This window comes from Chromobacterium subtsugae, from assembly GCF_001676875.1.
GTDB classification, from domain to species: Bacteria; Pseudomonadota; Gammaproteobacteria; order Burkholderiales; family Chromobacteriaceae; genus Chromobacterium; species Chromobacterium subtsugae.
In genome coordinates this window covers 69,353-86,074 of the sequence record NZ_JYKA01000022.1, presented here as the reverse complement: position 1 = coordinate 86,074, position 16,722 = coordinate 69,353, and the positions used below count along the sequence as shown (strand labels likewise).

The window sequence follows — 16,722 nt, the reverse complement described above, 5'->3', positions numbered from 1 at the left end:
CCAGACCACAAAAGTGAAGTGTGGGTAATGGAAAGTAATAAAAAGGCCCGCGTCCTTTGGGGGGCGGGCCTTGAGTCAACAAAAACTCAACAAAGTAGGTTCTAGAACGGGATGTCGTCGTCCATGTCGTCCATGCGCGGGGCCGCTTTCGGCTCCTGGCGGCGCGGGGCGGCCGGGGCTTCCTGGCGCTGGGCCGGGGCGTTGTAGCCGTAGCCGTCGTCCATGCCGCCGCCCATGCCGCTGGAGGCGCCGCCGCCCATTTCATTGCGGCCGCCTTGCAGGCTCAGTTCGTTGACGCGCACGTCCGGGGAAACGCGCTTGTTGCCGTCCTTGTCCTGCCATTCGCGCAGGGTCAGTTGGCCGTATACGGTCACTTGCTGGCCTTTGGCCAGGTAGTTCTTCAGCGACTCACCGCGCTTGCCCCAAACCTGGCAGCTGAACCAGTTGGTGCTCTTGCGTTCGCCGAAGCCGATGTCGCTGGCCACGCGGAACGACAGGACGGGTTCGCCGCTCGGGGTGTAGCGCAGTTCGGCGTCGGCGGCCAGGCGGCCGTCAAAGGTGATGCTGTTCATTCAATTCTCCGGATAAGTTCAAACTGCTTGGCCCGCGCCGCGAAGGCGGCGTTGCATGGCGGCGGCGCGGCGGCTTGGCGTCGCATCGGCTTGCCGATGGTAACCAGGCCGGTTGGCCGCATTGGCGGGTCGCAGACCGAAAGGACAGATCGGCAACCGGGCGCAGGCCCAATGATTGGGGGCTATTATACACGGCAATCGGCACTGCTTTGCTATCAATGGGCGCGATGCGGAACCGCTGGCGCGGGTGAGTCAGGCGCTGGCCGGGAACCTGCGGCGATGAATAGAGTCTGTCTGAGTCTGTTTGAAAGGATGAAAGCATGAACAAGAACGCTGTAGTGGCCGCCGTGGTGGCGGTAAGCCTGGCCGGTTGCGCCAATATGAGCGACACGCAGAAGGGCGTGGGCGGCGGGGCGGCCATCGGCGCCGGCGTGGGCGCGGCTATCGGCGCCTTGACCGCGGGCGGCCATGGCGGCCGCAGCGCGGCTACCGGCGCCGCCATCGGCGGCTTGCTGGGCGCGGGCGGCGGTTATCTGTGGTCGCAGCACATGCAGAAGCAGAAGGAGGCGATGGAGCAGGCGACCAAGGGCACCGGCATTGGCGTGAGCCAGACGGCGGACAATCGGCTGAAGATCAACATTCCCAGCGACGCTTCCTTCGATACCGGCAGCTACGCGCTGAAGCCCAGCCTGAAGCCGGTGCTGGACAAGCTGGCGGCCACGCTGCAGCAGAATCCGGTCACCTCGGTTAATATCATCGGCCATACCGACAACACCGGCAGCGACGCGATCAACAATCCGCTGTCGGTCAACCGCGCCAAGGCGACGCAGGGCTACATCGCGTCCCGCGGCGTGGACATCAACCGCATCGGCATAGACGGCCGCGGCTCGCGCGAGCCGGTGGCGGACAACGGCACCGTGTCCGGCCGCGCGATGAACCGCCGCGTGGAGATTTTCGTGGCGGAGCCAGCGCAGAAGTAAGCCGGCGTTTGGTCTTGGCGTAAAAAAGGGCGGCACCCATTCGGGGCCGCCCTTGTCGCGTCTGGATGGCAGGGAGCTTAGAAGGTGGCGTCTATCAGCCGCTTCACTTCGGCCTCGTCCCATTGCTGCTGCGATACCTTCAGATACGCCACCCGGTCGGTCAGCAATACCGAGGCTTCGTGGACGCCGGCCACGCCGGCCAGCTCGCGCGACAGCGCGGCGGCGTCGCCCTGCCACGATTCGCCGATGTGCAGCATTACCGAACGCACCGCCTTGGGCGGCTGCATGCCCAGCGACCACGCCAGCCACGACAGCATCAGCAGGGTGGTGAAGCCGAACACGCCGGCCGGGCCGTAGTGGCTGTACAGCCAGCCGCCGGCGGCCGCGCCCAAAAACAGGCCGAACGATTGCGAGGTGTTGTACACGCCGATGGCGGTGCCCTTGGCGTCGGCCGGGGCGATCTTGGAGATCAGCGAGGGCAGGGTGGCTTCCAGGATGTTGAAGGCGATGAAGTACAGCGACAGCCAGGCGGCGATCTGCCAGAAGCTGTCCAGCGCCAGCGCCATGCCCAGCTGGGCGGCGGTCATCAGCGCGATGGCGCCGATGAATACCGGCTTCAGTCTGGCTTTTTTCTCGCCGTAGATGATGGCCGGCACCATCAGGATAAAGCCTATCAGCGTCACCGGCAGGTACACCTGCCAGTGCTGGGATTTGTCCAGATGGCCGGTTTTGATCAGCGCGAACGGAATGGTGACGAACATCGCCATCTGCGCCGCGTGCAGCGCGAAGATGCCGTAGTTGAGGCGCAGCAGCTGGCTGTCTTTCAGCACGGTGGGCAGGCGTTTGGCGTTGGCTTCGGTGTCGGAGTGGAAGCGCGACACCGTCGGGTCGGGTATCACCAGCCATACGCCTATCAGCGCCGCCAGCGACAAAAAGCCGGTGAGGGCGAAGATGCCGTTGACGCCGATGTATTTGGCCAGCACCGGGCCGGCCACCAGGCTCACCGCGAAGGTGGTGCCGATGGACATGCCTATCATCGCCATCGCCTTGGTGCGGTTTTCCTCGCGGGTGAGGTCGGCCAGCAGCGCGGTGATGGCGGCGGAAATGGCGCCGGCGCCCTGTATCACCCGGCCCAGCGTCAGGGTGGCGATGTCGTGCGCGCCGGCGGCGACGAAGCTGCCGACGGCGAACAGGAGCAGGCCGCCGTAGATCACTTTTTTGCGGCCTATCTTGTCCGACAGCATGCCCAGCGGCAGCTGCAGGATGGCCTGGGTCAGGCCGTAGCTGCCCAGCGCGATGCCGATCAGGGTATGGTTGTCGGCGCCCTTGAGCGTGTTGGCGTACAGGGCGAAGACGGGCAGGATCAGGAACATGCCCAGCATGCGCAGGGCGTAGATACCGGCCAGCCCCAGGCTGGCCCGCAATTCGGTGGCATTCATGCGGTGTGTGGTCTGGTTTGCGTAATGTGTTTAACGACCGCGCCGGCAAATGGATGACGGCGCAACATTCAGCGGCGCCGCAGCGGGATCTGCCTGCGATAGGCAAAGACAGGTGGAGCCTGCCCGGCCAAGTCGGGTATATTAACAGGTTCCCTGACCGACGGTGAGTAACAGCTTCTTATGGACAGCATCCGTATCCGTGGCGCCCGCACCCACAATCTGAAAAACGTCAACCTGGACCTGCCGCGCAACCAGTTGATCGTGATTACCGGCCTGTCCGGCTCCGGCAAGTCCTCGCTCGCTTTCGACACGCTGTACGCCGAGGGCCAGCGCCGCTATGTGGAAAGCCTGTCGGCCTACGCGCGCCAGTTTCTGCAGCTGATGGAAAAGCCCGATGTGGACTTGATCGAGGGCCTGAGCCCGGCCATCTCCATCGAGCAGAAGGCCACCAGCCACAATCCGCGCTCCACCGTCGGCACCGTCACCGAAATCCACGACTACCTGCGCCTGTTGTTCGCCCGCGTCGGCGATCCGCACTGCCCGGAGCACGGCGTGCCGCTGTCCAGCCAGACCGTCAGCCAGATGGTGGACCACGTGCTGGCGCTGCCGGAGGAAACGCGGGTGATGATCCTGGCGCCGGTCATCGTCGGCCGCAAGGGCGAAAACCTGGACCTGTTCGACGACCTGCGCGCGCAGGGTTTCGTCCGGGTGCGGGTGGACGGCGAAGTGTACGAGCTGGACGCGGTGCCTAAACTGGACAAGAACAAGAAGCACACCGTCGAAGTGGTGATAGATCGGCTGAAAGTGCGCGCCGACATGCAGCAGCGGCTGGCCGAAAGCTTCGAGACCGCGCTGCGCCACGCCGAGGGCCGCGCCATCGCCGTGGAAATGGATGGCGGCAAGGAGCACTGGTTCTCCGCCAAGTTCGCCTGCCCGGTGTGCAGCTACAGCCTGCCGGAGCTGGAGCCGCGGCTGTTCTCGTTCAACAACCCGATGGGCGCCTGTCCCAAATGCGACGGTCTGGGCGAGATCACCTTCTTCGACCCGCGCCGGGTGGTAGCCCATCCGGAGCTGTCGCTCGCCTCCGGCGCGATCAAGGGCTGGGACAAGCGCAACCAGTTTTACTACCAGATGCTGCTGGCGCTGGGCGAGCATTACGGCTTTTCGGTCAATGACCTGGCCTTCGAAGACCTGCCGGAGAAGGTGCGCAATGTGGTGTTGCACGGCTCCGGCCGCGACAGCATCGAATTCAGCTATATGTCGGAGAAGGGCGCCAAATTCACTCGCGCCCATCCGTTCGAGGGCATCATCCCCAATCTGGAGCGCCGCTACCGCGAAACCGACTCGATGGCGGTGCGCGAGGAGCTGGCCAAATACCAGAACAACCAGGCCTGCCCGCATTGCAGCGGCTCGCGGCTGCGGCTGGAGGCGCGCCACGTGTTCATCGGCACGCGCACGCTGCATGAAATCAACCAGCTGCCGCTGAAGGAAACGGCGGACTTCTTCGAGGGATTGGAATTCACCGGCCAGAAGCAGGCGGTGGCGGAGAAGATCGTCAAGGAAATCCGCGAGCGGGTGTCCTTCCTCAATAATGTTGGCCTGGATTACCTGAACCTGTCGCGCTCCGCCGATACCCTGTCCGGCGGCGAGGCGCAGCGCATCCGGCTGGCCAGCCAGATCGGCTCCGGCCTGACCGGCGTGATGTATGTGCTGGACGAGCCGTCCATCGGCCTGCACCAGCGCGACAACGACCGCCTGCTGGGCACGCTGAAGCGGCTGCGCGACCTGGGCAACAGCGTGATCGTGGTGGAGCACGACGAAGACGCCATCCGCGAGGCCGATTACCTGGTGGACATGGGCCCCGGCGCCGGCGAGCACGGCGGCGAGGTGCTGGTGGCCGGCACCCCGGCCGATGTGGCCGCCAGCGAGAATTCGGTCACCGGCGCTTTCCTGTCCGGCCGCCGCAAGATCGCGCTGCCAGGCGGCCGCCGCGAACTGGGCGAGGAGCGGATGCTGCGGCTGATCGGCGCCACCGGCAACAACCTGAAGGACGTGACGCTGGATCTGCCGCTGGGCGGCCTGGTGTGCATCACCGGCGTGTCCGGCTCCGGCAAGTCCACGCTGATCAACGACACGCTGTACAAGATCGCCGCGCGCGACTTGAACGGCGCCAGCGAGGAGCCGTCGCCGTACCGCGAGATCAAGGGCCTGGATCAGCTGGACAAGGTGATCAACGTCGACCAGAGCCCGATCGGCCGCACGCCGCGCTCCAACCCGGCCACCTACACCGGCCTGTTCACGCCGATCCGCGAGCTGTTCTCGGGCGTGCCGCTGGCGCGCGAGCGCGGCTACGGCCCGGGGCGCTTCTCGTTCAACGTCAAGGGCGGCCGCTGCGAGGCCTGCCAGGGCGACGGCGTGATCAAGGTGGAAATGCACTTCCTGCCGGATATCTACGTGCCCTGCGACGTCTGCCACGGCAAGCGCTACAACCGCGAAACGCTGGAAGTGCAGTACAAGGGCAAGAGCATCCAGGAAGTGTTGGAGATGACGGTGGAGCAGGCGCTGGAATTCTTCGCCGTGGTGCCGCCAGTGGCGCGCAAGCTGAAAACGCTGATGGACGTGGGCCTAGGCTACATCCGCCTGGGCCAGAGCGCCACCACGCTGTCCGGCGGCGAGGCGCAGCGGGTGAAGCTGGGCCTGGAACTCTCCAAGCGCGATACCGGCCGAACGCTGTATATTCTGGATGAGCCGACCACCGGCCTGCACTTCCACGATATCGACCTGCTGCTGCAGGTGCTGCACCGCTTGCGCGAGAGCGGCAATACCGTGGTGGTGATCGAGCACAATCTGGACGTGATCAAGACCGCGGACTGGTTGATCGACCTGGGGCCGGAAGGCGGCGCCGGCGGCGGCCAGATCCTGGTCAGCGGCACGCCGGAGCAGGTGGCGGCCCATCCGGCCAGCCACACCGGCCGCTATCTGGCGCCGCTGCTGGAACGAGACAAGAAATAAAACCAAGGCGCCGGTTCGTCCGGCGACACACCACCGCACATCAAGAGGTAGGCATGCTGAGCTTAGGCAAGATCGATCACATCCACATCCGCGTCAAGGACGTGGCCGCGGCCCTGAAATGGTACCAGCGCGTGCTGGGGCTGAGTCAGGATGCCCGCTACAAGACCGACGGCGAGCACAACAACGCCATGCTGGCCAACGCCAGCGGCAATGTGCGGCTGGCCATCAGCGAGGACGCGGACGCAGCGGCGTCCGGGGCGCAGGGCGCGGTGGCCTTCGTGGTCAGCGGCCAGGAATTCGTCGAATGGATAGACCAGCTGGCGGGCGAGCGCGTCACCAACCGCGAGGGCCAGACCATCGCCCGCGACTCGGTGCATGACCACCGCTTCTTCTGCGCGCTGTCCTTCGTCGATCCGTTCGGCAATCCGTTCGAGATCGTCAGCTACGACCACACCTGGCTGGTCGGAAAATTGAAGCTGGGCGGCCAGCTGGCCGTCTGATTCGCGAGATTTCCGACACCCGCCGCCAGCGGGTGTTTTTCTTTGAGGAGGCCATCATGGGCCATTACTTGGTCGACAATCCCGCGCCTGAGGATGTCGCTGCGCTGCCGGGCCTGACGCTGCTGGAATTCGGTGTCGACTGGTGTCCGCATTGCCAGGGCGCGCAGCCCTTGCTGGCGCAGTTCTTGTCCGCGCATCCTGGCTTGCGCCATCTGGCGCTGGAGGATGGCAAGGGCAAGCGGCTGGGGCGGGTGTTTCGCGTCAAGCTGTGGCCATCGTTCATTCTGCTGCGCGATGGCGTGGAGCTGGCGCGGGCGGCGCGGCCGCAAGATGCGGCCGAGCTGGAGGCGCTGCTCGCGCCGTAAAAGGGTTTGATGCCGATTTTGCGCGGCGGCTCGCCGGCTTTAGCAGATTTTTAGGCGGCTTTGGCTATCTTGCCTGTCCGGGCCTGATTCATGCAAATGGGTTGCATGGGCAGGTTCCGACGTGATGGAGATATCCATGTTCGAACTGGGCAAAAGCTATACCCGCGAAGAAATCCACGCCGTGGTCGGCGGCAACAAACACTCCTACCTGCCGCGCAAGAAGGGCAAGGTGGTGGCCGCCTGCCTGCGGCCGGATCTGAATCCGGACGCGCCCCATGTCATCCTGTGCAACTCCTGCCCGCCGGAGCGCACCGCCGGCGAACAGCTGGCGCGCCAGGGCGGGGCGATCCCGGTATTCCTGAAGCAGAGCGCCAGCAGCTGGGCCTATCAGGGCATGTTCCGGGTGGTGGGCAACGAAACCCACCCGCAAGCGTGCGCGCCGCACGCCGCCCGCAGCGCCTGGACCGCGGGGCAGATCAAGCAGGTGCTGACGCTGGAAAAGCAGGTGCAATTCTGAAATGAAGCGAAAAATCGGGCCGGGCGCCGTGGCTGAGCGGTGTCCGGCCCGTTCGCGTTGCGGCCGGGCTAGACGGCCGCCTGGCGCAGAAAGCGCTCGGCTTCGGCCGGCGAGCGGAAATGCCGCCAGCGCAGCTGCGGGTAATCGGCTTGCGCCTTGGCGTGGCCGAAGTCGGCACGCAGCCGGCCATGGCTGGAAGCTACCCAGCGCAGAATGGAATCGCGCGACAGGAAGCTCTGGCGAAACGATTCGCGGTTGCCGTTCCATAGTTCCCGGCGGCTGATGCAGCGCGCCAGCGTGCGCCGGATGGCGCGGAAAAACACCAAGGGAAAGTCGTAGTCCAGCCAGATGATGTCGGTGGCGCGCGTCCAAAGCAGGTGGCGCGCCGCGCTGTAATTGCCGCTGATGATCCAGTTGGGCTGATCGGCGGCATGCCGGACCGATTGCAGGAAGGTCTCGGCGGGTCGCGGCGTCCAGCCGGGGCCCCAGTACAGCGGGTCGAGGTCGGCGGCGGGGATGCCGGTAGCCCGGGACAGTTTGTCGGCAAACGTGGTTTTGCCGGAGCAGCTGCAGCCTACGATCAGAATGCGCTTGGCGTCGGTCATGGCGGGGCTCGGGGTGGGAGGGGCGGTGATTCTAGCCGCGCCGGCGCGCCCGGCAAATTCTTTTCGCATAAAAAAGGGCCGGTTTGCCGGCCCCTTGTCGCTTATTTAACGCCCAATCGCCACAAACTGGTGATTTCGGCCTGGCGCGCCGCGCTCAGGCCGTCGATTTGTTCCACCGCTTTCTTGTGGCTGGGCTTGACGTCCAGCCTGCCCAGCACCGCGAGGCCGGCCTGGTCTATCCATTGCAGCAGTTGCTCGCGCGAACGCAGGCCCAGATGCTCGGCCAGGTCGGACAAGATCAGCCAGCCTTCGCCGCCGGGCAGCAGGTGCGCCGCCAGGCCGTCCAGGAAGCCGCGCAGCATGGCGCTGTCCGGGTCGTAGACCGCGTATTCGATCGCCGAGCTCGGCTTGGCCGGCAGCCAGGGCGGGTTGCACACCGCCAGCTGCGCCCGGCCTTCCGGGAACAGGTTGGCGCGCCGCAGCTCCACCCGGCCGTCCAGCTGCAGGCGCTGCAGATTGTCGGCGGCGCAGGCCAGCGCGCGCGCGTCCTGGTCGGTGGCCACCACGCGGGCCACGCCGCGCTTGGCCAGCAGCGCCGCCAGCACGCCGCTGCCGGTGCCGATGTCGAAGGCCAGCTCCGCGCCCGGCAGCGGGGCGTCGGCCGCCAGGTCGACGTATTCGCCGCGTATCGGCGCGAATACGCCGTAGTGAGGGTGGATGCGCGCTGCCAGCGCCTTCACTTCCACGCCTTTCTTGCGCCATTCATGCGCGCCTATCAGGCCCAGCAGCTCGCGCAGCGACACCAGCGAGGCTTCGCCGCCTTCGCCGTAGGCTTCCCGGCAGGCCTGGCGCAAGTCGGGCGCGCGCCGCAACGGGATGGCGTAGTCGGCGTCCAGCGGCAGCACCAGCCGCGACAGGATCTGCGCGCGGCGGCCTTGCGCCTGGCGGTGCAGGTGGAAGGATTCCAGCGGCGTGGCGCCGGGCTTGGCGCCCTTGCGGTCCACGCGCCGCGCCAGCGCCTGCAGCAGCTGGCGGGCGTTCTGGTAGTCGCCGCGCCACAGCAGGGTGCCGCCTTCGCAGGCCAGCTTGTAGGCGGCGTCGGCGGACAGGCTGTCGTCGGCGATCACGATGCGCTTGGGCGGCGGAAGTCCGGCTTCGGAGCGCCAGCGGGCGCTGCGTTCGGCGCCGGCTTCCTGCCAATGCGCGGTGGGGTGGTCGGCGGCGCCGGGCTGCTGGATGTCGGTCATGGCGTGGGGTCGGAAAGGGTGGGACGGCGGGAAAGGGCTGAATGGTAAACGCAAGCGGCCCGGCCGTCACCTGAAAAACGCGCCGGGCGGGCCGGCGCGTCGTCAGGGCTCATTTCAGCTTGATGCCCCAGTTGTCCTCCACGCAGTGCTGGTAGTTGCCGGCCTGCAGCGCGCTGTACGGCGTTTGGTAGCTGACCAGCTGGCACTGGTAGTCGTCGCCCCATTTCCAGTCCTTTTCCCAGTAGATGTTGTAGGCGGCGGAGCTGGCGGCGGTGAAGCGTTGCATATTGGCGCAGGACAGCTGCTCCGCGCCGTAATCCCAGCCCAGGTCATGGGCGAACTGCTTGTAGTAGTCGATGCGGTTCTGCGCGGCCTGGCGCTCGGTGCCGCCGCCGCATTCGCCGTTGATGATCTGGATGGTGGTGGCGAAGTTGTTGCCGGCGCCGGCGGCGATGTCGGCCGCGTTGGGCACCCAGGTGCCGTCTATCACGTGCAGCATGGACGGTTTGGGCGGCTGCGGGTAGACGAAGAAGAAGGTGGCGGAGGCGAGATTGAGCCAGGTGCTGGCCACCAGGTCCGGGTTCTGCAGCAGCACCGACTGGTCGCCGTTGTTCATCGCCTGCGAGAACGGGCCGTAGTTGTAGTTGTAGGACAGCTGCTTGGCGCCGCGGCCGAAATACTTCTTCCAGCTGCCGTCGGCGTTTTTGCCGCAGGTCCATACCTTGTTGAACACCGGGTCGTCGCATTCGGTGTTGTAGCCGCAGCCGGGGCCGCTGTCGGTGCAGCCCATTTCGCGCAGGTAGGCCAGGCCCTGGCGCCATTGCGGCACGGTGTCGCTGGCGTCGTGGTTGCCGGTTTCCTGGGCGAAGTGGGCGAACATGGTGGCCAGGCTGTGGCGACAGATGGCGTCGGCGTCGCGGCCGTCGCTGTAGTCGTCGCAGACGCCGGGGAACTTGGCCACCGCCTGCAGGAAGCGAGTGTAGGTGTAGCTGGGGTCGCGGCGGGTGAAGTAGTAGTCCCACTTGGCCGACGGCAGCAGGCGCTCCACGCGGCGCACGTTGACCGGGTTGGCGGCGCGGCCTGGCGACACCAGTTCCACCTGGTCGCTGGGCAGGGTGCGGATGGAGGCTTTCACCTTGCGGAAAAAGTCGTTGTTGGTGAGGTCGGCCTCATGCTGCAGCGCCTGCTGCAGCGTGGGGATGGGCGGCGCGGCGTCGTCCATGCGACGTACCGTCGCGCCGACGTGGGCGATCCAGGAGCCTTTGGGATTGGCGCCCGGCGTTTCGGCGCGGGTCGGCCATTTGGCCTGCCAGTCCCGGCCCTGCCATTGGACGACCTGGCCTTTCTGGTAGGCGATGTGGGCATTCCACGGGGCGGCCAGGGCGGAGCCGGCCAACAGCGTCAAGGCGAGTGCGACAAGTTTCATGGTGGACCCTTGTGGGATTCATGCCAAATGGCACGCAATACCACTATGGAACCAATTTGAAATATGTCAAATGATTTGCTTGCGGAAAGTCGCTGCTGGAGCTGGCTTGCGTCAAGGGGGAGAGGCGGCGGGTCTGATTCGGCGATGGCTCAACGGCGCATCGCGCTGATCCAGGCGTCGCCGGCGTAATGCGCGCTGCCGAGGCCGAGCGCGGAGCGGAAGGTGACCGCGAAACGGCGGCCCAACTGCTGGATTGCCACTACTTCAAAGGCGACCGTGTCTTGACCGTGTTGTTCGGTGACCAGATCGCCTGGCTGCAATTCATTTACTTTCATTCAGGTACCAAGGGCGTGACCGCATTGCGGCCATGCCTGAAATATCAACGGCGCCGATGTTGCGGCGGGCGGGAGCCGCCGCCGACATTGGCGGTGGGGTGGCGGAAGTTGATGCGGCCCTTGGTCAGGTCGTAAGGCGACATTTCCACGGTGACGCGGTCGCCGACCAGAACGCGGATGCGGTGCATCTTCATCTTGCCGGAGCCGTAGGCCAGGATTTCAACGTTGTTGTCGAGTTTTACCCGGAAGCGCGATTCCGGCAGCATTTCGATGACAACACCTTCCAGTTCGATCATGTCTTCTTTGGACATAACGATTCCTTTCTCAATACGGATAGTGCAAAGGCCCGTGCGGCCGGCCATTTTCGCGGCCGCGAGCGTTGCGATGGAGCTTCAATTCGGTGACCAAGCAGGCTAGGGGCACACGGGCAACCCAACGGGCTAGGCAGGACATCGGGCCGCTGGCCGGATGTCGAAAGTATGAGGCAGCCGGCATTCTACCGCTATCCAGCGCTTCGGTCAGCAAATTTGTTTATGCGAGCCGTCGCGGCGCCGGCCTGGCGGGGTTTTCCTGCGCGGCCGCTATGCTTCCGGAGCGATCTGTTGGCCGGCCAATTGGCCGACGCGCACCAGCGCCGCCAGGTAACGCTCGTCCAGCGGGTAGCAGCAGGACAGCCGCAGCGCGTTGCGGTAGCGGCCGCCGGGCGAGCTGAGCGGGCCGGGGATCAGGCTGATCTTCTCGGCCATCGCGGCGTGGAACAGCGCCACGCTGTCGCAGCCTTCCGGCAACTCCAGCCAGATCAGAAAGCCGCCTTGAGGCTGGGTGGCGCGGGTGCCGGCCGGGAAGTGGCGGGCGATCAGGCCGCGCACCTTCTCCACGTGGGCGGCGTAGCGGCGCTTCAGCGTGCGCAGGTGGTGGTCGTAGCCGCCGGATTCGAGAAAGGCGCCCAGCGTTTCCGCCAGCACCACCGGCTCGGCCACGGAAGAGGCGAATTTCAGCTTGCGCAGCTGGGCGTCGAAACGGCCGCCTTCCATCCAGCCGATGCGGAAGTCCGGCGCCAGCGTCTTGGTGTAGCTGGCGCAGACGATCACCCAGCCGTCCTCGTCGAAGGCCTTGACCGCCGGCGCCAGCGTGTCGGCGAACTGCAGCTCGGCGTACAGCGCGTCTTCTATCAATGGCACCTGATAGTGGTTGACCAGCCGCGCCAGCCGCTTCTTGGCCTCCAGCGGCATGCAGCAACCCAGCGGGTTGTGGACGTTGGGCATCGCCACCAGCGCCTGGATGCGCCGTTCGGCCAGCAGCACCTCCACCGCGTCTATCGACAGGCCGGTTTGGGGGTCGGTGGGGATTTCCACCGCCTTCAGCCCCAGGCTGGCCAATAACGGCAGCAGGTTGAAGTAGGTGGGCGATTCCAGCCCCACCGCGTCGCCGTGGCGGGTGACGGCGCGCAAGGCCAGCTGCAGCGCTTCCATGCAGCCGTGGGTGAGGATGATGTTGTCCGGCTGCAGCGCCATGCCCAGGTCCATGCCGCGGCGGGCGATCTGGGTGCGCAGCCGCTCCGAGCCCGGCGGCAGCGCGTAGGTGCTGACCATGCCGGGCTGGCGGCGCAGGATCTGCCCCATCAGCCGCGCCAGCTTGTTGCCCGGGTAGAAGTCGCCGCCGCGCGGGCAGGCCAGCGCCAGGTCGATGAAGCCCTCGGTCTGCTGCGCTTGCAGCACGGTGCCTATCAGGTCCAGCACCGCGTCGCGGGTGGGGGTGGCCGGGCCGCTGCGGGTGGAGGCCGGCCGCGCCGGCGACGGCAGCCTGGCGCGCACGTAATAGCCGGACTGCGGCCGCGCTTCGACCAGGCCGCGGTCTTCCAGCACCCGGTAGGCGCTGACCACGGTGTTGAGGCTGAGCTGGCGGCTGTGCGCGGTGCGGCGCACCGAGGGCAGCCGCGATCCGGGCGGCAAGGTGCCGCGGCTGATCGCCAGCGACAGGTCGTCAGCCAGTTGCTGGTAAAGGGTGGAGGCGTGGTTCTGCATGCGCGGGCCTTGTCGGAGCGGTGGGGCACAGCAGTCATCATAGTGGATGGTGACAGTGTCTGAAAATAGCAATCTGTAACCAGGTCAATACGGAATTTCTGATTCTGTATCCATCTGGCGCTCCGGCTTAGCATGTGGGGGTGGGCAAGGGCGGTGGCGCCGCTTGCCGCTTTGATGGAGAGAAAACATGCCCGAATTCGCCTTGCTGTCCTATGTCGCCCTGATGTCGATCACGCCGGGGCCCAATAACCTGATGCTGGCTTCGTCCGGCGTCAATTTCGGCTTTCGCCGCACCGTGCCGCACATGCTGGGCATCAGCCTGGGCTGCGCGCTGCAGGTGTTCGTCGTCGCCATGCTGCTGGCGCAAGCGCTGGGCTGGCTGGCGTCGTGGCGCTTGCCGCTGGCCGCGGCCGGCTGCGTCTATCTGCTGTGGCTGTCGTGGAAGATCGCCCGCGCCGGCCGGCCGGAGGCGCGCGAGCAGGCCAGGCCGCTGGGCTTCGTCGGCGCGGCGATGTTCCAGTGGCTGAATCCCAAGGCCTGGGTGATGGTGCTGAACGCGTCCATCCTGTTCATGCCGGCCGGCGGCGCCAAGCTGGCGGCGGCCTTGCTGCTGGCCGTGGTGTTCGCGGCGGTGAATCTGCCGTGCATCAGCGTATGGGCCTGGGGCGGCGAGCGGCTGCGGCGTTGGCTGGCCGCGCCGCACGCCTTGCTGATGTACAACCTGACGATGGGGGCGCTGATGGCCGTCACCGCGCTATGGCTGCTGTACGACGAACTGGCTCCGGTGATTGCCCGGATGGCATGATGTCCTTTTTTGGCAGGTGATTGTCTGTTGGCGGCCTTATTTACTGGCTTTATTCGCCTTACGATGATGTCCATGTCCACACCGCCGGGAGAGGCGAAATGAAAAAGACCGCATTGCTGGTGATCGATGTTCAGGAATCCTTCCGCCACCGTCCGTTCTGGACCGAGCAGGATCTGCCTGCCTACCAGGCGGCGCAGCAGGCGCTGATCGCCGGCGCGCAGGCGCGCGGCGTGCCGGTGATCAACATCCTGCATCAGGCGGGCGAAGACGGGCCGTTTTCGGCGGCCTCCGGCCTGGTGCGTCCGCTGGACTGGATGACCCACCAGCCGGCGGCCACCTTCGTCAAGCACGTGCACAACGCGCTGACCGACTCCGGCCTGCAGACCTGGCTGATCAAGCACGGCATCCAGAAACTGGTGATTTCCGGCATCCGCACCGAGCAATGCTGCGAAACCACCACCCGGGTGGCGTCCGATCTCGGCTACGAGGTGGATTTCGTCACCGAGGCGACGCTGACCTTTCCGATGACGCATGCCGGCAGCGGCGTCACCTACAGCGCCGCCGACATCCGCGCCCGCACCGAGCTGGTGCTGGCCGGCCGCTTCGCCGCCATCGTCACGGTGGAGGAGGCGCTGCGCCGGATGGCAGACTGAGCGGGTTCCGCCCCCGCTGCGCGGCGCCTGGCGAGTTGGTCGGGCGCCGCGCGCCGGCGGCGGAGCCGAGTCCGGGGCGGCCATCGGCAGCCTCCCAAACTGCGCTTGCCGCTTGCCGCCGGCATGGCATAAGGTGTTGTCATTCGATTTGTCCAGATAAGGAGTAGCCATGCCGCAATCCGCATCCCATACCCCGCCCGGCGGCCTGCCGGCCTATCGGCTGCTGACCGGCCCGGACGATTCGGCCTTCTGCCAGCGGGTGAGCGAGGCGTTGGCGCTGGGCTATCGGCTGTACGGCTCGCCGGCCGCCGCCTTCAACGGCGAGCGGGTGATCGTCGCGCAGGCGGTGCTGTGGCCGGGGAGCGACGATGCCGCTGGCTGATCTGGCGCAGGCGCTGGCCATCGTGCTGGCTTGGGGCGTGAATTTCGTGGTGATCAAATGGGGCGTGGCCGGCGTGCCGCCGTTGCTGCTGGGTGCGCTGCGCTTCCTGCTGGTGGCGCTGCCGGCGGTGTTCCTCGTCCGGCGGCCGGCGCTGCCGTGGCGCTATCTGGCGTTGTACGGGCTGACGATGGGCGTCGGGCAATTCGGCTGCCTGTTTTCGGCGATCAAGCTGGGCATGCCGGCCGGGCTCGCCTCGGTGGTGCTGCAATCGCAGGCCTTCTTTACGCTGCTGCTGGCCAGGGTGTTTCTGGGCGAGCGCTGGCAGGCCAGCCAATTGGCTGGCCTCGCGCTGGCGCTGGGCGGGCTGGCCCTGATAGGCATGGGCAAGGGCGGCGACATGACGGCGCTGGGCTTCGGCCTGACGATCGCCGCCGCCACCAGCTGGGCGGCTTCCAATATCGTGGTGCGCGCGATCGGCCGCGACGGCTTCAAGGTTGAGCCGCTGGGGCTGGTGATCTGGTCCAGCCTGGCGCCGCCGCTGCCTTTCCTGTTGCTGTCGTGGTGGTTGGAGGGCGGCGAGCGGATGGCCGCGGCGCTGCGCGGTTTCGACGGCCAGTCGCTGTTCGCCGTCGCCTACCTGGCTTTTGTCGCCACCATGTTCGGCTACGGCCTGTGGAGCCGGCTGCTGGCGCGCCACGCCGCGGCCAAGGTGGCGCCGTTTTCGCTGCTGGTGCCGGTGGTGGGGCTGATGGCCTCGCACTGGCTGTTGGGCGAACGCTTGACTGCCCAGCAGTTGGCCGGCAGCGGCTTGTTGATGGCCGGCCTGCTGGCCACGGTGTTCGGCGGCCGTTTGCTGGCCGCCGCCGGCGCCGGGAGGGCCAGCCGTGCGTGAAATCTATTTCGTGCTGCCGCCCAGCCTGCTGTTGCTGGACCTGGCCGGCCCGGCCGACGCCTTCCGGGTCGCCGCGCAGCTGGGCGCCGATTTTCGCCTGAATTTCGTCAGCGCGACGGCCGGCGTCGGCACTTCGCTGGGCTTGCCGCTGAGCGGTTTGTCGCCTTTGCCGGAAACGCTGCCGGACGGCGCGCTGGTGGTGGTGCCCGGCTCCACGCCGTCGGAACAGGCCTATGCCACGCCCGACGCGCGCCGCATCGTGGCCTGGCTGGCGGTGCGCCGCGGCCAGGCCGGCGTGCGCTGGGCAGGCATCTGCTCGGGCAGCTTGCTGTTGGCGGAGGCGGGACTGTTCGACGGCCGCGCCTGCACCAGCCACCACACCTTGCTGGAGCGTTTGCGCGGCTTGGCGCCGGCGGCCCGGGTGCAGGAAAACCGGGTGTTTGTGCAGGATGGGCATTGTTACAGCAGCGCCGGCATCACCGCCGGCATCGATCTGGCGCTGCATCTGATAGGCGAATTGGCCGAGCCGGCCATCGCCCGCGCCGCGGCGCGCGAAATGGTGGTGTATTTCCGCCGCTCGCCGCAGGATCCGGAACTGTCGCCATGGCTGGCCTGGCGCAGCCATCTGCACCCGGCGCTGCACCGCGCGCAGGATTTGATCTGCGCCGATCCGGTGCGGGACTGGCCGCTGCCGGAGCTGGCCGACCAGGTGCATGTCAGCGCCCGCCACCTGTCGCGCCTGTTCCGCGAGCATGCCGGCGTCACCGCGCACGATTACCACCGCGCGCTGCGGCTGGCGCTGGCCCGGCAGTGGCGCGCGGCGGGGCTGGGCAAGGAGAAGGCGGCGCTGTCGGCAGGCTTCTCCTCGGCCCGCCAGATGGACCGCGCGATGGACGCGAATGCCTGAGGCGTGCCGCTACGCGGCGCTTTTCTCAAGTTTCATCAGTTTTAGCCGATGTTCGGGTTGA

18 protein-coding genes are annotated in these 16,722 nt (G+C 66.6%); 10 read left to right on the top strand and 8 right to left on the bottom strand.

The window, feature by feature from the left end; all coding sequences use genetic code 11:
- Positions 1–101 precede the first annotated feature (101 nt).
- Positions 102–572, bottom strand: coding sequence for a single-stranded DNA-binding protein (locus tag MY55_RS19715; RefSeq protein WP_043577572.1), 471 nt, complete (start codon positions 570–572; stop codon positions 102–104).
- A gap of 320 nt (positions 573–892) precedes the next feature.
- On the opposite strand from MY55_RS19715, the gene MY55_RS19710 reads away from it, so the two are divergent.
- The gene (locus MY55_RS19710) at positions 893–1,552 is read left to right on the top strand and encodes a YiaD family glycine zipper/OmpA-like lipoprotein (RefSeq protein WP_047243597.1); all 660 of its coding nucleotides are present in this window, start codon (positions 893–895) and stop codon (positions 1,550–1,552) included.
- A 77-nt stretch (positions 1,553–1,629) separates the two neighbouring features.
- Here MY55_RS19710 and MY55_RS19705 read toward each other — a convergent pair whose 3' ends face one another.
- On the bottom strand, positions 1,630–2,991 hold the full coding sequence (locus MY55_RS19705; protein ID WP_043577568.1) for an MFS transporter: 1,362 nt from the start codon (positions 2,989–2,991) through the stop codon (positions 1,630–1,632).
- A 180-nt stretch (positions 2,992–3,171) separates the two neighbouring features.
- On the opposite strand from MY55_RS19705, the gene uvrA reads away from it, so the two are divergent.
- The 4 genes from uvrA (at position 3,172) to MY55_RS19685 (ending at position 7,385) form a co-directional block, all read left to right on the top strand.
- Positions 3,172–6,003, top strand: a complete 2,832-nt coding sequence (gene uvrA / locus MY55_RS19700; RefSeq protein WP_047257898.1) for an excinuclease ABC subunit UvrA — start codon at positions 3,172–3,174, stop codon at positions 6,001–6,003.
- A gap of 53 nt (positions 6,004–6,056) precedes the next feature.
- Positions 6,057–6,503 carry a VOC family protein gene (locus MY55_RS19695; protein WP_043577564.1) on the top strand — a complete coding sequence of 149 codons (447 nt, stop codon included), beginning with the start codon at positions 6,057–6,059 and terminating at the stop codon, positions 6,501–6,503.
- A 56-nt stretch (positions 6,504–6,559) separates the two neighbouring features.
- Complete coding sequence (locus MY55_RS19690) at positions 6,560–6,868, top strand: thioredoxin family protein (RefSeq protein WP_043577562.1); 309 nt, start codon at positions 6,560–6,562, stop codon at positions 6,866–6,868.
- 136 nt (positions 6,869–7,004) lie between these two features.
- On the top strand, positions 7,005–7,385 hold the full coding sequence (locus tag MY55_RS19685; protein ID WP_043578029.1) for a DUF6697 family protein: 381 nt from the start codon (positions 7,005–7,007) through the stop codon (positions 7,383–7,385).
- Between the two features lie 68 nt (positions 7,386–7,453).
- On the opposite strand, the gene MY55_RS19680 is transcribed toward MY55_RS19685, so the two are convergent.
- The 6 genes from MY55_RS19680 to MY55_RS19655 form a co-directional block, all read right to left on the bottom strand.
- Complete coding sequence (locus MY55_RS19680) at positions 7,454–7,990, bottom strand: P-loop NTPase family protein (RefSeq protein ID WP_065202908.1); 537 nt, start codon at positions 7,988–7,990, stop codon at positions 7,454–7,456.
- Positions 7,991–8,091: 101 nt separating this feature from the next.
- A complete protein-coding gene (locus MY55_RS19675) occupies positions 8,092–9,237 on the bottom strand; it encodes a methyltransferase (protein WP_065202907.1) in 1,146 nt (381 codons plus the stop codon).
- A 109-nt stretch (positions 9,238–9,346) separates the two neighbouring features.
- On the bottom strand, positions 9,347–10,663 hold the full coding sequence (locus tag MY55_RS19670) for a glycoside hydrolase family 19 protein (RefSeq protein WP_043577554.1): 1,317 nt from the start codon (positions 10,661–10,663) through the stop codon (positions 9,347–9,349).
- Positions 10,664–10,812: 149 nt separating this feature from the next.
- Entirely contained in the window at positions 10,813–10,998 is a 186-nt protein-coding gene (locus MY55_RS23890; RefSeq protein WP_043577552.1) for a hypothetical protein, read from the bottom strand.
- 44 nt (positions 10,999–11,042) lie between these two features.
- On the bottom strand, positions 11,043–11,309 hold the full coding sequence (gene infA, locus MY55_RS19660; RefSeq protein WP_043577550.1) for a translation initiation factor IF-1: 267 nt from the start codon (positions 11,307–11,309) through the stop codon (positions 11,043–11,045).
- Positions 11,310–11,579: 270 nt separating this feature from the next.
- Entirely contained in the window at positions 11,580–13,022 is a 1,443-nt protein-coding gene (locus MY55_RS19655) for an aminotransferase-like domain-containing protein (RefSeq protein WP_043577547.1), read from the bottom strand.
- Between the two features lie 187 nt (positions 13,023–13,209).
- Here MY55_RS19655 and MY55_RS19650 point away from each other — a divergent pair, with 187 nt between their 5' ends.
- From MY55_RS19650 to MY55_RS19630, 5 genes are all read left to right on the top strand, one after another.
- Entirely contained in the window at positions 13,210–13,827 is a 618-nt protein-coding gene (locus MY55_RS19650; RefSeq protein WP_043577543.1) for a LysE family translocator, read from the top strand.
- Between the two features lie 98 nt (positions 13,828–13,925).
- A complete protein-coding gene (locus MY55_RS19645; RefSeq protein WP_043577540.1) occupies positions 13,926–14,480 on the top strand; it encodes an isochorismatase family protein in 555 nt (184 codons plus the stop codon).
- Between the two features lie 169 nt (positions 14,481–14,649).
- Positions 14,650–14,862: a DUF1737 domain-containing protein gene (locus tag MY55_RS19640; protein WP_043577537.1), complete on the top strand. Its 213-nt coding sequence runs from the start codon at positions 14,650–14,652 to the stop codon at positions 14,860–14,862.
- Entirely contained in the window at positions 14,849–15,754 is a 906-nt protein-coding gene (locus MY55_RS19635; protein ID WP_043577534.1) for an EamA family transporter, read from the top strand. The genes MY55_RS19640 and MY55_RS19635 overlap by 14 nt, the downstream gene beginning before the upstream one ends.
- On the top strand, positions 15,747–16,661 hold the full coding sequence (locus MY55_RS19630; protein WP_065202906.1) for a GlxA family transcriptional regulator: 915 nt from the start codon (positions 15,747–15,749) through the stop codon (positions 16,659–16,661). Before MY55_RS19635 ends, MY55_RS19630 begins: the two co-directional genes overlap by 8 nt.
- Positions 16,662–16,722 lie beyond the last annotated feature (61 nt).

Excerpts from the sequence above, each read along its gene's own strand:
- MY55_RS19715 (WP_043577572.1), bottom strand. The coding sequence starts at position 572 with ATGAACAGCATCACCTTTGACGGCCGCCTGGCCGCCGACGCCGAACTG.
- MY55_RS19710 (WP_047243597.1), top strand. The coding sequence starts at position 893 with ATGAACAAGAACGCTGTAGTGGCCGCCGTGGTGGCGGTAAGCCTGGCC.
- MY55_RS19705 (WP_043577568.1), bottom strand. The coding sequence starts at position 2,991 with ATGAATGCCACCGAATTGCGGGCCAGCCTGGGGCTGGCCGGTATCTAC.
- uvrA (WP_047257898.1), top strand. The coding sequence starts at position 3,172 with ATGGACAGCATCCGTATCCGTGGCGCCCGCACCCACAATCTGAAAAAC.
- MY55_RS19695 (WP_043577564.1), top strand. The coding sequence starts at position 6,057 with ATGCTGAGCTTAGGCAAGATCGATCACATCCACATCCGCGTCAAGGAC.
- MY55_RS19690 (WP_043577562.1), top strand. The coding sequence starts at position 6,560 with ATGGGCCATTACTTGGTCGACAATCCCGCGCCTGAGGATGTCGCTGCG.
- MY55_RS19685 (WP_043578029.1), top strand. The coding sequence starts at position 7,005 with ATGTTCGAACTGGGCAAAAGCTATACCCGCGAAGAAATCCACGCCGTG.
- MY55_RS19680 (WP_065202908.1), bottom strand. The coding sequence starts at position 7,990 with ATGACCGACGCCAAGCGCATTCTGATCGTAGGCTGCAGCTGCTCCGGC.
- MY55_RS19675 (WP_065202907.1), bottom strand. The coding sequence starts at position 9,237 with ATGACCGACATCCAGCAGCCCGGCGCCGCCGACCACCCCACCGCGCAT.
- MY55_RS19670 (WP_043577554.1), bottom strand. The coding sequence starts at position 10,663 with ATGAAACTTGTCGCACTCGCCTTGACGCTGTTGGCCGGCTCCGCCCTG.
- MY55_RS23890 (WP_043577552.1), bottom strand. The coding sequence starts at position 10,998 with ATGAAAGTAAATGAATTGCAGCCAGGCGATCTGGTCACCGAACAACAC.
- infA (WP_043577550.1), bottom strand. The coding sequence starts at position 11,309 with ATGTCCAAAGAAGACATGATCGAACTGGAAGGTGTTGTCATCGAAATG.
- MY55_RS19655 (WP_043577547.1), bottom strand. The coding sequence starts at position 13,022 with ATGCAGAACCACGCCTCCACCCTTTACCAGCAACTGGCTGACGACCTG.
- MY55_RS19650 (WP_043577543.1), top strand. The coding sequence starts at position 13,210 with ATGCCCGAATTCGCCTTGCTGTCCTATGTCGCCCTGATGTCGATCACG.
- MY55_RS19645 (WP_043577540.1), top strand. The coding sequence starts at position 13,926 with ATGAAAAAGACCGCATTGCTGGTGATCGATGTTCAGGAATCCTTCCGC.
- MY55_RS19640 (WP_043577537.1), top strand. The coding sequence starts at position 14,650 with ATGCCGCAATCCGCATCCCATACCCCGCCCGGCGGCCTGCCGGCCTAT.
- MY55_RS19635 (WP_043577534.1), top strand. The coding sequence starts at position 14,849 with ATGCCGCTGGCTGATCTGGCGCAGGCGCTGGCCATCGTGCTGGCTTGG.